The following is a 14,742-nucleotide window of genomic DNA, read 5'->3' as shown; positions in this document are numbered from 1 at the left end:
GGAGGGATAGCAATGATAAAATTTTTACTATCATGCATTGAATGCGGAGAGAACCTAATATTTGAAACTGAAAAAGATAATATTGGTCGGGTAAAGATAACTTGTACTCATTGTAAAGAGGGTAATATTTATAATTTAAACTTTTTATCTGGTCAAGAAGTAGAAAATGCAAAATATAATATCGTAGTCTTAGGTAAAACAGGGGTAGGCAAAAGTTCTTTAATTAATTATTTGTATGGTGAAGATGTGAGAGAAGTGGGAAGTGGTAAGCCGGTAACTGGAAAAGGCTTTGAAAAAATAGAAATTAAGCTTAATGGATTAGAAACAAAGATATTTGATTCATGGGGGATTGAAGCTGGTAAAGCTAATGACTGGAGCCGGATTTTAGATAAAGAATTAAAGAAAAGAGATATTTTTTCAGATGTGAAAGATTGGTTTCATACAGTTTTTTATTGTATAAGTGCTGGTGGAGCACGAGTTGAGGATTTTGAAATAAATTTAATTAATAAATTTATTGCTGCTAAATATAAAGTAAATATTATCTTCACTAAAGCAGATTTAGCTACTGAAGAAGAAATAGAGAAGTTAAAGACAGTTTTGAATAAGAGTTTAAAAGCAAAAGTTTCAATGATAGCTGTTTGTAATGAAGAAAAAGAACTACTAGGTGGTAATAAAATAGAGCCCTTTGGTAAAAAAGAAGTTGAACAAGCTATTGTAGAAGGATTTTGGGATTCAATAGTGATGCGTACTCCAAGAAGGTGTACTCGAATCTTGATTAGAAAACTTAATAATTGGTATGGCAAGCAGAAAAGATATATTGAAAAAGAATTTGGTTTTTTATCTCAAAAGAAGGTCGCAAAAAAAATTAATGATGAAATAGAAGAATTTATAGATAAGCTGGATAAGGAAATAGTTGGTAGAGTTATTTTTAAGGAGTTAAAAGAGATAATAGATGTTTATAGCCAAATAAGTAGAAGCTATTTTAGAAGTATTAAGCAAAAAAAGATAATACCAAGTTATCAAGAATTGTTAAAGCATTTAAAAGAGAGTGAAGATGAAGATGTTAATGCTTTAGCTGCTATTTTAGAAGGGGCAGTAATAGCAGGTGGAGGAGCTTTAGCAGCTAAGGGGTTAGGTGCGTTATTATTATTTAAAATGACTTTATTAGGACCTGTTGCCATAGCTGGATTATTAATTGCTTTAGGAAAAACTAAAAAAAAGAAGAAAAAACTTAAAAAGAATTTAAGAGAGATTAGAAATAAAATAGAAAATAACCTTAAAGAGATGGAGCCTAAATTAGAAAAGATGTTTGCTAAAATAAAAGAATATGAATACCAAGGTATTCAAGGGGGTTGATAGCTTATGAAAAAAAGATATAATGTGGTGGTAGTAGGAAGGACAGGAGTAGGTAAAAGTTCTTTTATTAATTATATATATGGTCAAGATGTAATGAAAACGGGAACAGGAAAGCCAGTTACTGAAAAAGATGCTTTTGAATGTATTGAAATAAATATTAATGATTTGCCAGTTAGAATATTTGATTCTTGGGGGCTAGAAGCTGATAAACATGAAGAATGGAAGAAATCTCTAGAAAAAGAATTTGAAAAAAGAGATGTAACATCTGATATAAGTGATTGGTTTCATACAGTCTTTTACTGTATCAGTGCAGGAAGTGGTCGAGTGCAAGATTTTGAGATTGAAACTATGAATGAGTTTATTAAAAAAAGATATAAAGTAAACGTTATTTTTACTAAAGCAGACCAATCTAGTGAAGCTGAAATAAAAGAGTTGAGTGAAGTTATTGATGAAGAAGTAAAAGGTGAAGTTGAAAAAATTCCAGTCTGCAATGAAGAAAAGAAATTAATGAATGGAAATAAAGTAGAACAATTTGGGAAAGAAAAAATTATAAAAATGATTGACAAGGGTTTTTGGGATTCGATAAAGATGAGATTACCTAAACGGGTTGAACAAAAGATATTTGATGAAGTTGATGCCTGGTGTTTAGAGCAAAAAGAATATATTGAAGAAAGTGTTAATCTTTTTAATGCTAAAAAAATGAAAAAGTTCATGAAAAAAAAGATGGAAGAATTTAAAGATGAAACTCTTGTAGAGCTAATTAATAAAGAGATAAAAGATATTTTAAAGGTTTATAATATCTTTGTTGAAAATATTAGCTTTGAAGGAGATAAATCTTTTGGAGAGGGGAAATCTTTTGTTGCAGTTTATAATAAAGCCATTACCTTAGAGGTTATAAAAGCAATAATAACAGTTGCTCCTTTCCATCCTATATTATTTAAAGGATTATTTAATCGTTTAAAGGGGAAAAAGAATATTTTAAAAGCTATTGATGGATTTAATAAAAAGATGAAAAAAGAAATTCAATTAGGGGTAATCCCTAAGATATCAGATGTTTTAGAGGAGATTAAAAAAGAAGATAGATGAAAATATTGTCTTTTCTGATATTGATAAAAAGAGTAATGTTTTGTATGATTACGAAGTAAGTTCAAATCGTGAAAGTGGCTATGGTCGTTATGATGTAATGATTATTTGTAGAGATACTAATAAATTAGAAATAGTAATAGAGTTTAAGAAAGTAAATAAATATAGAAATAAGGATTAAATTTATGCAATAATCTAAAACTAAATATTTGGTTATGAATAAAATTGGTCAACATATTTAAAAAAATAGTTGACCAATTTTTTATATCGATTATGTATACTTTAGCTAAATTATCTGCTAAAGCCATAGGTTAGAGAAATTAGACCAAAATATAACATATAAGCTTGTAATTGCTGTAGCTGCTGTAGGGATTGCTAGATTAAGTTCTGTCCCATAGTTTGGATTTAATTACCAGGGTTTATTAATGGTAGCTTCTATTCTAAATGGGAATAATTTAAATAAAGGATTTTATTGGAGGTAATAGTTATGGGAGATAATAAACGTAAGAAGTTAAAGGTAGCAGATATTGTCTGGACAGTCTTTATATTATTTTTGGCAGTAGGAATAATCTATCCAGTTATTGGAATAATTGCTTTAGTATGTATGCTGGCACCAGTTGTAGTAGGTTTTTTTACAAAGAAGCGAATTTGGTGTAGTAGTTACTGTCCGCGGGGCAGCTTTCTAGGTTCACTAATAAAGACTATAAGTACAAGGGGCAGACCACCTAAACTCTTTTATTCTTCTACATTTAAAAATTTATTTATTCTTTTTTTATTGAGTAATTTTGCAGTGGGAATAATCAGAGCTCAAGGGGATTTGGCCCAAATAGGACTTGTATTTGTACGTTTAATTATTATTACATCTCTTGTCGGTATTATTTTAGGAGTATTTTATCAACCACGCACTTGGTGTACAATATGTCCAATGGGTACTCTTTCTACAAAAGCTATTAAAGTTCGAAAAAATTTTTCATCAAAACAAAAAAAAGAAGCTATAGAAAGTAAAGAAGATAATCCATGCCACCAATGTCCATTAAAAGAGAAACATGATCAAAAAAATAAGGTCTAATATTAATCTGTGAATATATACATTCAATTGGATGTTGAAAATTATAACTTAAAAAGAATTTGTCCATGGAAAACTTAAATTTTCTGCTTAAGATACTGGATAAAGAATTAAGGAGACTAGCGTAAATTGTTTTCTAAACTAAAATTATATTTTTATAAATTAATTAAACTGCTATGGGTTCTACCGTTTATTGCATTATCATTTTTTTTAGGTATCTGGAGTTGGAATTTATACTTAATCGATTATAATTCAGATCTGATTTCGATAGGCTTGACAATTGCTATTTTTGCAGTCAACTTTTCTTTTTTAGAGTATCAATTTTCACCTTATCGAGCATTACTTGAGTCAATTACCCAAGTTCAAATTATTACTTCAGGATTATTGCTATTATTGGCGATTTCTCCACTAATAGTACTTGTGATAAATAGTAGTTTGGTTGCTCCAATTGCTTTAATTATGATACCTCTTATTGCATGTGCAAGTATACTATTAACAAAAGTATCTAGATATGAATCTAATCCAATAGTGATGTTGAATAGAACCTGTTCTAAAAAGAAAATCAATAACTTCTTAGAGCGATATAGTCAAGATATAGATAATCATTTACAAGAAATAAAGAGGTTGGAGCTTTCGCAGGAGGGGAATATACCCGAATATGAGTGGTCTGAAAAGGTATTACCTCATTTTCATAAGGATGACCCGTTTAATATCTTAGCCAGTTTAGGTAGCTTAGCAATAGAAAATTCTGATCTTCATACATTATTTAAATATGGTTATCTTTAGATCTATAAGTCAACATCAAAAGAATACTTATCTGAATAAGAAGAGGGAGAGGTAGTAATATATATAATCAGGGTTTGAGAACCGATATTTTCAATAGATATATTCTCTGAACCATCTATTTGTATTAGATCATTTTTTTTTAATAGAAGAAATCTTATACACTGAGATTGGCTTTGCCTTGGATTACCTGGAGTAACATAGTACAGTCGAAGTGGGCATGACTAGGCAACGATTCCCCTTTATAAATATTGAGAATGAAAGAGGTGACATTTTTATCTTGGTAAATCATTCTTTTAACTAGTTTACCTTTTGGTTCTACAATATAGTCAGTGAGCTTAAATTTTTTCATTTATATCTCCTTCCTTTATAACTTAGTGTTTTAATAAATTTACTTTTTATGTGGCTATCAACACTAAATGTTTATTAAATGTAGCTAGTTCTTTTTAAGAGATAAAATATTTAAAGAAATCTTATTAATTTCTTAATAGTTTCTTAATATCTACTGTTTATAATATGAGTATAGAATAAAATTAGAGGAGGAAATAAATTATGAAAAGAACTATTGGGTTAGTATTAGTTATGGTATTGATATTAGGAATGTCATCGGTAGTCTTTGGATATGGTAGAGTAGGAATAAGGGGACATATGATGTCTGATAGTGAATTCAGTAATAATTATTTAGATTTATCAACTGAGCAGTTAGCAGAGATGAGAGCTTTAGAAGATGAGTATTACCAGCAAACAAGAAAGTTAAATGATCAATTACGAAGAAAAAGGGATAATTTAAGATATTTGTATTCTCAGTCAGATGTCAGTCGAGATGAGTTAGCTCAATTACAGGAGAAAGTTAACTTTTTAAGACAAGAGTTAAGTCACTTGCGAGATGAGTATCAATTAGCAAAAAGGGATATTTTATCTACTGAACAGTTAGAAAGAATGAGTAGAACTGGTTTTGATTGTCATGGAATTACTGGTAGCTCTTTTGCTAATAAAAGAACTAGAGGTCATGGCATGATGAGAGGTTGGTAAAGATTAATCTGAAAAGATAAAAAGAGTTGGAATATAAAAAAAGGAATGACTTAAATCAAGTCATTCCTTTTTACTTTTTTTATTTACTGAAACTAGTACTAATAATTGGAGTGAATTGGAGGGAATATTAAATTCGGATTTTAAGAAATATATAATCTAAAAATCAATTCAATGTTACTTAATAGATATTTTTTCAACCAAATGATTTTTTATTGTAATTAAGTTTAAGTAAGAGCTAAGTCCTTATGATTTTAAAGATTAACTTAGCCTTAACCTCAACCTTAAGCTATTTTGTAATAACATTTCATTTGCAAGCCCTTATTACCAAAATTTAATTTAAATTAACGTGGAGGATTCAATCTTGAGTAATTGTTGCTCTAATCAGTGTTTTATTACCTTTCCTTGCCAGGCATTCATTCCACCAGACATATTTTTAACTTTTTTATAGTCAGCTTTAATAAGTTTTTTTGCTGCTTTTTTACTTCTTATTCCTGAAGCACATACAGTAATTATTTCTTCTCCTTTAGTTAGCTTATCTAAATTATCTTTTATCTTTGTAACAGGAATATTTATAGAATTAGGAATATGTCCTTCCTGATATTCTCTTTCTGTTCTTACATCTATAATCTGTCGTTCTGTTTTATCTAGATTTCTGGCTACTTCTTTAGTTGTAATATTCTGTACTTTATTGTTACCGAATAAAAGATTAAACATTAGTTTCCCTCCCTGTTTTATATTATTTTTTACTTTATTCCAATAAGATAAATTATTTAATAAAGCATTTAATTCATCTGTTTTAATATAACCAATATGTTGAGCTAAGACTCTTCCATTGTTAAATAATAATAGTGTTGGAGACTTATCAACATCATATTTTCGGGCCAAAGTTTGATTCTTTGAAATATCAATCTCTACTAATTTTAAATTTTTAACTTTAATATTATCTATAATAAACTTTTTGACTTCTTGACAAGCAGAGCAGTAATCATAAGAAAACTCTAATAAAATGGAATCCTTAGAATTTAAAACCTCTGTATCAAATTCTTCTGAACTGATTTGAATGAAATTCAAGGGAAGCACCTCCTTAATTAATTTGCATACCCCTTGCATAGGGGGTGTATAAATTATAATATATTATCCTGTAAGTTGTCAAGTTCATAGTTTTAAGAAGCATTTTTATAAATTGCAATTTAAGAGCAGGTAGATTTGCAGGTTTGTTTGATAAAATGAAGGTCTTTTATTACATCTTGTTTAAATTTTGTAGTAGAGTATATTTCAATAGATTAAATCTAGAGGTTTTCCTCTAGGTTTCAAATAAAATTTTTTATTTTGTTGAGAGAAATGTATTTCATTTTACTTAAATAATGAAGGAGGAAGCAATAATATGGCTAAGCCAGAAAAAGAATTATTTGGAGAATTTAAGAGTTTGATTAATCAGGTTAGTGTAGATGTTATTAATTCAGGAGTAATGAAAGAGCTTAAAGATGCAGAGAAAAAGTTGACAAAGACCTCTTCTGAAGTATCTGAAGAAGTAAGCGACTTTAAGAAACATACATCTAGAGTAGCAAATGTTTTTGGGAATCATGTATCTAAATTAACAGATAGATTTGAGGAAAGTGTTGAAAATTCAAATGAAAAGTTGGGCTCTTTAAGGAAAAATATAGATAAGTTAGAGGAAATAAAAGTAGAATATTTAGATGGAATAAAAAGGGCCAACCAGCAAATGGAAGCTATTGATAAAACAATGGAAAAGATAGAGCAAAATCATATCACAATGAATGAAAAATTCTCTAATTTACACTCTGAAATTGTTGAATCGTTAAATAGTACTTTAGAGGTTGTAGAAGATGAAATGAATGATTCTATTAATAAAATCGATGAGAAATTAAAAGCAAATATTAACAATACTGATAAACAATTAATGCAATCCTTAAGAAGAATAGATAAAGTAAAAAGCGATATTAAGATAATGTTAAATAGAGAAGGTAGAAGAATTAGATTTAATAAAATATTTACTTTAATCAATACCATTGGTATAGCAGGGATCTTATATTTAATGTTAGGGGGGTAAATATAAATGTCGGTTTCCTTAGATTCAGTTGAGCAAGGGATTAAATTATTTTCTAAAATTGAAGATGGTTATAACCAATATGCTCGTAAAGTTTTAGAAGAGCAAATTAATTCTAGAGTAATTATACTAGATAATACTCTTAAGAATTTAAAAAGATTATCAGGTTATGAGAATGCTTCTCTTTTAAAGTCAGCAATCAATAAAATTCAAGAAGCTAAGGTGGAAATAGAACGTCTAACAGAAGATTTAGACAAACCCTTCTTGTTAGCTATGATAGGTACTGGTAATTATGGAAAATCAACCTTATTGAATGCTTTACTAGGCCAAGAGGTAGCTGAAATGAATAGGCTCCCTAAAACCTGGAAGGTGGATGTCTATTATGGAAGTAATGATGAGCAGGTACAAGTTTATTATAAGAATAATAAAGTAAAGTATCTATCCTTTAAGGAAGCAAAAAAACTCTTACAGAAAGAAGAAGAGAAGAGAAAGAACTCAGAAAGAGAAATTAAGAAAAAATTGCGGGAATTAATAAAAAAACTAGATAGTGTACAAGAGAAGAAAGAAAAAGAAAAAGAGCTACAAGATAAGTACTTGTATAAGTCAAAGATATCAAGAGTTGAATGGCCGATAGAACCTAACCAACTATTAAAAGAATTTAGATTAGTCGATACTCCTGGTTTATTTCAGACACTATTAGGAGATGTAAAGAAAGGTATGGGCGATTATTACTCTCAAGCTGAAGGGGTAATTTGGTTATTGGATGCTAATAGTATTTCTGCTAAACAGTCTCGTAAAATGTTAGATGATTTAAATAAATCGCTAGAAGAGATTGGTGGTAGAGCAGATAATATGATTGCTGTATTAAATAAAGTAGACTTAGTTAGGAAGAATGGTGGAGAAGAAGCAGTTGCCAGGGTGTCTAAAGAGGCTAATGAATTGTTTGGTGATATCTTTGATGAGATAGTTCCTATTTCTGCTAAAGAAGCTTTAGATGGAATTAAAGATAATGATGAAGTATTAATTAATAAAAGTGGAATTAAAGAGTTACATAAGGTTATTAGGCGTTATTTTCTTACTCAAGCTCAAAACATTCAGATAAATAAAAAGGTTCAAGATGTAAAACTTATCTTCAATCAATTGATTGAAGATTTGAATGACTATAATGATAGGTTGGATAAGGATAATCAAAAAAGAGAAAAACTGATTATAGATTTTGAAAGGGAATTAAAATCTAAAGAGAAGCAGTCACTAGCGTTGCATTGTTAAATTCAGGTAATAATCATTAATTAATAAATTTAAGTGTTTGATTTATTTGAAAAAAATAAATCTAAAATTGAAAATTTGGATTAGCTAAAATTATAATTTTCTAATTCATAATTACCAATATAGCATCTAAAATCAATATATGGAACATATTGAACTTAGAAATTATAATACTCTAAAGTTGAATAGAAGATTATTTAAAATTAACTATTCATGATCCAATTTTCCCAGCTAAATGTGCTATTAATAGTTCTGAGTATAGAATATTTGATTATTCTAGTCAGTTTAAGTAAAGAACCTTTAAACTTAATTTGTTTTTTAATCAATTTTAAAATTAAAAGTAAAACTACAGCACTATAAATTTGAGTTAAAACGGCATTTTTATTTTGACCAAAGAATCTTTTGATTTTAAGATGTTGTTTGATCCACTTAAAGAATAACTCTATTTCCCAGCGTTCCTTATATAACTGAGCTATTATATGAGCTGGTAGATCAAAACGATTAGTTAAAATCTTAATTTCTTTATCATTACCATCTCTATCAATAGTTTTAACTTTAATTAGTCTCAATTTATGTTTCATTCTTTTCTCTGTATTATATTTACCTAAAATGACAGTAGCATCTAATAGAACATTTGCTTTTTTATCTTTATCAGTCAGTTTTACTGTTCTAACAGTTTCAATTTTAGCATTAGATTTAGACCTAGTTATAAAATAGATATCATCCTCAACAAAATCATCAAACTTTTGATAGTCAATATAAGCTCTATCAAAAATATAGGTGTAACTAGGATTTAAAGATAGGTTATCAAAGACTTCTTTATCATGAACAATAACATTACTGATTATTATATTCTCTGGAGCTTCAGTATTTAGATCATATAAGGTATGGAGTTTAATTCCACCTTTAGTTTTTCTAAACTTAGCCCAAGGAAATGATGATAAACATAAACTGATTGTTGATGAGTCTATAATTTTCACTGAACCAATCTCTTTTAAAGCTTTGCGTAATCCCACTTTACCTTTAAGTTTACTAAATAAGTGTTGGAAAATTTCAAAGAATATTTCATAAGGTCTATCTTTATTTTTTCGTGATAATTGGGAAACACTTATTTGTGGCAATATTTTCTTTAATCCTTCATTACTTTCTAAGTCAGTGACAAAGTCTTCTAGACTTTCTTTTTGACTAAGGTGAAAGTAAAGCAGATACATTAGGTGAGTTTTAGTTGTCAGCTTATGCACTTTATAATCAGAATTATATTTATCTACCAAGTTATCCAAAAAGTTTTTGCCAATTACATCTAGAAATTTATTTAATGGTGTGATACAATTATTCATAATTTCATTCTCCTTTGATTTTATGGATTTTGTGCGGGACACACACCTATCCATTTAATCAAAGGAGTTTTTATTTTTCAATGGATATTTCATCTAAAATTTCGATGCAACGCTAGTGAGAAGCAGTATAAAAATATGATAAATTCCACTTTAAAAGGTTATCAAAATGAAGTGAAAAGAAATATAAACTCAAATGCTGAAGGATTATTTGAGATTGAAGAGCGTAAAAGAAAGAGATTTGTAGAGAATAATCTCTTTCAAGTTGATAGATTAAGTTATTTAATAGATGATATTCAAAGTAGAGTTGCTTCTTCTTTAGAAAAATTTAGTGGCTTTTATAAAAGTAAGTCTATTTTCAAGAAGTATAAGTACTTAGATACAGATTGTTTTCATGTTGCTAAACAGAATAGTTATAATGGAATTAAGGTTAATAGTTATTCAGGAGAAATTGATGAAAGTAAGTTAGGTTGTGGAGTAGGAATTACAGTTGCAGCAGCTATGTTGTTAGGGCCAGTTGGTGCTATTTTAGGAGGAATGGCCAGTTATTTTGGTCTGGCTAAATGGGTTGCTAAAGAGTTTAAATTACCTAAAATTAAGAAGAACTTCAAAAGTCAATTAAGAAAATCACTAAGTAATATAGAAGAAGAACTTCTATCTGAGATAAGTAATCAATTAATCAAAATAGATCAGAGAATTAGTGATATCAGAGAAGGGTCTTTTGCTAAGTTACATAGTAATTCTGATAATATACCTAAAATAAAAAAAGAGTTTAAAAGAGTTGAGAAGTTATCTAATGTAGAATTTGAGAAGTTGACAGCTAAAAAAATAATTTTAGGCAAGCATTATAGTTAATTATTTAAGGAGGAGATTTGAATGGAGCTTAAAGAATATATTACTAATGTTCAAGAGGTTTTTTCCTGTTCACCAATTAGAGAAGTAATTAATAATAATGAAGAGTTACCTGGTAGATCGAAGAATATAGAAAAAATTTTAATTAAATTTGAAGAAGGTATTCAAATAGAAGCTAGGAAGTTAAATAAACCCTTAAAGCTTGTATTAATGGGAGAAGTAAAGGCTGGTAAATCTACCGTTTTAAATGCTTTGGCTGGCGGAGAGGTATCACCAGTTAATGTAACTGAGGCTACAGCTACAATTATTGAGGTAGCTTATAGTGAATATAAGAGTGCTGAAATAAAGCGTGGTTCTGCTCAGAATATTAAAGGAACTCCAGAGAAAATTTTTAATGTATTATCCAAACATCATGGTGATTTAGACTTTTTTGCAGATTGTGAGTATGTTAAATTAGAGTTGCCTTTGGCAAACTTAAGAAAAATTAATATGGTTGATACACCTGGGTTAGCAACAGTGACTCTTCAAAATGAAGTTAAAACTAAAGACTATATTCAAGAATCTGATGTGGTGTTATGGGTATTTAATGTACATCACTTAGGACAAGCTGATGTCGAAGAGGCTTTAACTGAAGTGGCTGAGCTAGGCAAACCTATTATTGGGATAGTTAATAGAATTGATGAAATAGATGAAAACCCTAAAGAGATTATTGAATATGTGGAAGATCAATATATGATTTATATTGATAAATGCTTTGGATTTTCAGCCTATCAAGCTTTTAATGGAGTTAAGAAGAATGAAGAGGAATTATTAAAGAGTTCAGGTTATTTAGATCTTTTGGAATATTTAGAGAATGATATTGAAAGAGAGGCAGATAAGGTACAAGAAGAGAGTATCTTTAACTCTATTCAAGCACTAATACGCCAAGATTTAGGTTGTCATGAACTTTATGTAGATAAATTGGAAAAGTTAGAGGAGCAGATAAATAAGCATTATAAGGAAATACAATATCATAATTCTAGAATTAAAGAGAAGTTTGAAGGTGATTTGAAAGCTTGGGTTAATAGTGATTTTTTACATGGTGAAGAAATTAGGCTTTCAAAAATGGTAGATGATTTTAGTATGTTTTCTAACAAGGATAAAAAGCAGAAATTAGAAGCAGAGATGAAGAGGTTATTTTCTGCTAAAAATATCCGTAATTCTTTAGAGCAGATATTAGAAGAGGTAAATGATAATTTTGAGGAGGAATGGAAGTTATCAATAGATGAAGTTAAAAGTAAAATGGAAAGGGATTTTAAAAGAATTGCTAGTAGGGAAGAAGCATTATTAGGACAATTAATGGAAGATAATTTTTTTAGTGGTACTGAATTAGCTAAAGAAGGAGCGGGTAAGGGTGCAGCAATAGGAGGGGCAATAGGTACAACAGCAGCAACTTATGCAGCCTTGTTAGGCCCATATGCGTCTACAGTTACTATTGGAACAGCACTTGGAGCATTATTACCCCCTTATTTAATAGGAGGAGCAGTTGTAGGAGCAGTAACTAAATTTGTTAATTTCAAGAGCCAAAAGAGAGACTATAAGAAGATAATTAGAGATAATTTTAGAGAAATAAAGAAAGATTATGTTGGGGGGAAGATTATTCCAGATATAATCTCTAACTTAAAAGAGCAAAGTGATAAGGTTGCTAATGAGGTACATCAAAAATTTGTAGTAAGTGTTTGTTCTGGATTAAAAGAAGAAGAACTAGGTAATATGAAATCAGATATTAATGATTATTGTAGTAATTTAAAGTTATACTTAAATCAAAGTCTCTAAGTGAAATGAAAGATAAAAGGAGTTATTAATACAACATAACTACTTATCTAAAATGAAAAAATAGCTTTGGAGTGATAATATGTTAATATTTTTACTAATCTTAAATTTAGTACTGAGCTTTTTTTTAGTTCGATATATTTGTAAAACTAATAATAAGCTAGAGTATTATCTAGGTGATCAATTAAGTGAAATTAACCTAAAGTCTTATCTTAAAAGATCAGAGCAGTTTAAAAAGTCAGAGAATGATCTATTAGCTCGGCTGGTCTTAAAGAATGTTTTTATTCATCAGCCTGCTAAGCGAAGTGTCTTTACGGAATATATCGGTTATTTGCTGAAAGAAATAGCTAGTAGTTCTAAGCAAGAGCAACAGAGAAGTTACTTAGCTGAAGCTTTTGAAGCTTTATTTACTTTCGCTGAGTATGCTGAACTGAATGATTTTGATTTGATAGAGAATTATCAAAAAAAGCTAGAAGGGATTAGAGGGGAACTTGGAAGAGAAGGGCAAGAAGAGGTTAGAGCTGGAAATCAGAAACTCCTTAAGCGATTACAGGAGTTAGTTGAGAAGTTAGAGACGGTAGATGATGAAGAAGAGATTAGAGAAATCTTGGAGGAAGCAACAAGATTAGAAGAAAAATTACAATTTGAATTCTTTACCGCTGATAATAATCAGCATTATAAAGACTTGCAGAAGTCTTTTGAAAGATTAGCTGTCAGTAAAGGCGAAAGTTTAAATCAAGATAATTACCAACAGTATAATCAAGAGGTTGTAACTAGAATCAATAATATCTTTACTGAAATCAGCAACGATGAAAAGGATTATAAGAAGGGTAAAAAGGATATAATTGAATTAATTAAAGATGATTTAGCGACTATCAATACTGATTATTTGAGTTCTGAGGCTTTGACTTATTTCAATTATGTCTATAATTATATTTTTAGCCTTATCTCTGATGAGAAGAAATTTGAACTGACTAAGGTGATGACTACTACCCAAAAGGATCTAGTGGGGTGAGTTGATGAGTATTAAAGCAATTAAGAATAAGTATTTACGCCGGAAGAATAAACGAAGGGTTGCTGGTAAGTTAAAGAAGCTCAATTATAGGCTCTTTGCTGGGTTGGGAGCAGCCGGGCCAATCTTGAGTGGATTGGCTGTGCAAAGTAGCCAATTAGCTCATAACTTTACTACTACATTGAATCGCTTAAGTAGCCAACGGGCTGGACTGCAAAGTCAGGTCAATCAACTACCAGCGGGAGATGTTAGTTTGAGGCGGAGTGGAGTCAATTTAGCTTGGGAGTATGAACAAGCTCTGTTGGAGCTAGGAGGAAGTGGTACACGGGAGTGGACTGCTTCTCAACAGCAGGAGTTATTATCAGCAGATAGGGTTAGAGGAATGGAAGGTCATCATATTAATAGTGTAGCTGAACACCCTGAACTGCAAGCTGATCCCGATAATATAGATTTTTTGACTAGAAGTGAGCATTTTGAAGCACATGGTAGGGATTGGCGAAATCCAACGACAGGAGATCTCTATAATCGTGAAGCCTTAATGCGACGACAGATAATTAAAGGTGAGGTAGTTAGATTTTCTCAAGCGGCACTGTTGGGTTTTGGAATTGCTTTTACATTATCATTATTTAATCAAGAGCTGGGGTGGCAGGATAGATTTGAGCAGGGGCTGGAAGGGGCATTAATCGGTACAGTAGGATATACAGGAGGTAGGTTGACTGGAGCGGTACTTACTTCATTTTTTGGCTCGAATATCTCTAGTTTGAGCCATATCTTTGGGATTGGTGCAGGAACTTCTATTGCCAGTAGTCTTTATATCTTCTATCGTGTTAGAAGAACTGGTGGTACTAGATGGAAATCATTTAAAGCAGCTTCAGTTAATCTTGGTATTTCCTTAGCAGGGGTAGCTGGCAGTAGTTTAGCAATTTGGTTATGGGGTAGCTCTGCTGGGATAGTTGTTGGAGTCTTATTTGGAGGGGTGCTGGTAGGAATTAATTACTTTAAGAATAGAAAGTTAGAGCAGTTAATCAATCAATTAAAGAAGTATAAGATTGAATTACTCCAGCCTGATTATTAATAG

Annotated in this window: 13 protein-coding genes and 1 pseudogene; 12 read left to right on the top strand and 2 right to left on the bottom strand. The window is 30.1% G+C overall.

Annotated features, from left to right (window positions below; genetic code table 11):
* Positions 1-12: 12 nt before the first annotated feature.
* From ACKF5P_RS06050 to ACKF5P_RS06025, 6 genes and pseudogenes are all read left to right on the top strand, one after another.
* Positions 13-1,356, top strand: a complete 1,344-nt coding sequence (locus ACKF5P_RS06050; protein WP_408956596.1) for a GTPase — start codon at positions 13-15, stop codon at positions 1,354-1,356.
* A 6-nt stretch (positions 1,357-1,362) separates the two neighbouring features.
* Positions 1,363-2,442, top strand: coding sequence for a GTPase domain-containing protein (locus tag ACKF5P_RS06045; protein WP_408956595.1), 1,080 nt, complete (start codon positions 1,363-1,365; stop codon positions 2,440-2,442).
* A gap of 49 nt (positions 2,443-2,491) precedes the next feature.
* Positions 2,492-2,614: pseudogene (locus ACKF5P_RS06040) on the top strand (PD-(D/E)XK nuclease domain-containing protein); the annotation flags it as partial.
* A gap of 312 nt (positions 2,615-2,926) precedes the next feature.
* Entirely contained in the window at positions 2,927-3,508 is a 582-nt protein-coding gene (locus tag ACKF5P_RS06035) for a 4Fe-4S binding protein (RefSeq protein WP_408956594.1), read from the top strand.
* Positions 3,509-3,634: 126 nt separating this feature from the next.
* A complete protein-coding gene (locus tag ACKF5P_RS06030) occupies positions 3,635-4,291 on the top strand; it encodes a hypothetical protein (RefSeq protein WP_408956593.1) in 657 nt (218 codons plus the stop codon).
* Positions 4,292-4,840: 549 nt separating this feature from the next.
* Positions 4,841-5,320, top strand: a complete 480-nt coding sequence (locus ACKF5P_RS06025) for a Spy/CpxP family protein refolding chaperone (RefSeq protein ID WP_408956592.1) — start codon at positions 4,841-4,843, stop codon at positions 5,318-5,320.
* 381 nt (positions 5,321-5,701) lie between these two features.
* Here the strand turns inward: ACKF5P_RS06025 and ACKF5P_RS06020 are convergent, their stop codons facing one another.
* Positions 5,702-6,391, bottom strand: coding sequence for a rhodanese-like domain-containing protein (locus ACKF5P_RS06020; RefSeq protein ID WP_408956591.1), 690 nt, complete (start codon positions 6,389-6,391; stop codon positions 5,702-5,704).
* Positions 6,392-6,704: 313 nt separating this feature from the next.
* Between ACKF5P_RS06020 and ACKF5P_RS06015 the strand changes: the two genes are divergently transcribed.
* Together ACKF5P_RS06015 and ACKF5P_RS06010 are read left to right on the top strand one after the other, a co-directional pair.
* On the top strand, positions 6,705-7,391 hold the full coding sequence (locus ACKF5P_RS06015; RefSeq protein ID WP_408956590.1) for a hypothetical protein: 687 nt from the start codon (positions 6,705-6,707) through the stop codon (positions 7,389-7,391).
* Between the two features lie 6 nt (positions 7,392-7,397).
* Positions 7,398-8,657 carry a dynamin family protein gene (locus ACKF5P_RS06010; protein ID WP_408956589.1) on the top strand — a complete coding sequence of 420 codons (1,260 nt, stop codon included), beginning with the start codon at positions 7,398-7,400 and terminating at the stop codon, positions 8,655-8,657.
* A gap of 200 nt (positions 8,658-8,857) precedes the next feature.
* On the opposite strand, the gene ACKF5P_RS06005 is transcribed toward ACKF5P_RS06010, so the two are convergent.
* Positions 8,858-9,991, bottom strand: a complete 1,134-nt coding sequence (locus ACKF5P_RS06005) for an IS4 family transposase (RefSeq protein WP_408956588.1) — start codon at positions 9,989-9,991, stop codon at positions 8,858-8,860.
* 135 nt (positions 9,992-10,126) lie between these two features.
* Between ACKF5P_RS06005 and ACKF5P_RS06000 the strand changes: the two genes are divergently transcribed.
* The 4 genes from ACKF5P_RS06000 (at position 10,127) to ACKF5P_RS05985 (ending at position 14,739) form a co-directional block, all read left to right on the top strand.
* A complete protein-coding gene (locus tag ACKF5P_RS06000; protein WP_408956587.1) occupies positions 10,127-10,843 on the top strand; it encodes a hypothetical protein in 717 nt (238 codons plus the stop codon).
* 21 nt (positions 10,844-10,864) lie between these two features.
* Positions 10,865-12,655, top strand: coding sequence for a dynamin family protein (locus ACKF5P_RS05995; RefSeq protein WP_408956586.1), 1,791 nt, complete (start codon positions 10,865-10,867; stop codon positions 12,653-12,655).
* Positions 12,656-12,734: 79 nt separating this feature from the next.
* On the top strand, positions 12,735-13,667 hold the full coding sequence (locus tag ACKF5P_RS05990) for a hypothetical protein (protein ID WP_408956585.1): 933 nt from the start codon (positions 12,735-12,737) through the stop codon (positions 13,665-13,667).
* A 4-nt stretch (positions 13,668-13,671) separates the two neighbouring features.
* Positions 13,672-14,739 carry a hypothetical protein gene (locus ACKF5P_RS05985; RefSeq protein ID WP_408956584.1) on the top strand — a complete coding sequence of 356 codons (1,068 nt, stop codon included), beginning with the start codon at positions 13,672-13,674 and terminating at the stop codon, positions 14,737-14,739.
* Positions 14,740-14,742: the final 3 nt, after the last annotated feature.

The organism is Natroniella sp. ANB-PHB2 (genome assembly GCF_046097105.1).
Lineage (GTDB): Bacteria > Bacillota > Halanaerobiia > Halobacteroidales > Halobacteroidaceae > Natroniella.
This window is presented reverse-complemented; position numbering and strand designations above follow the sequence as displayed.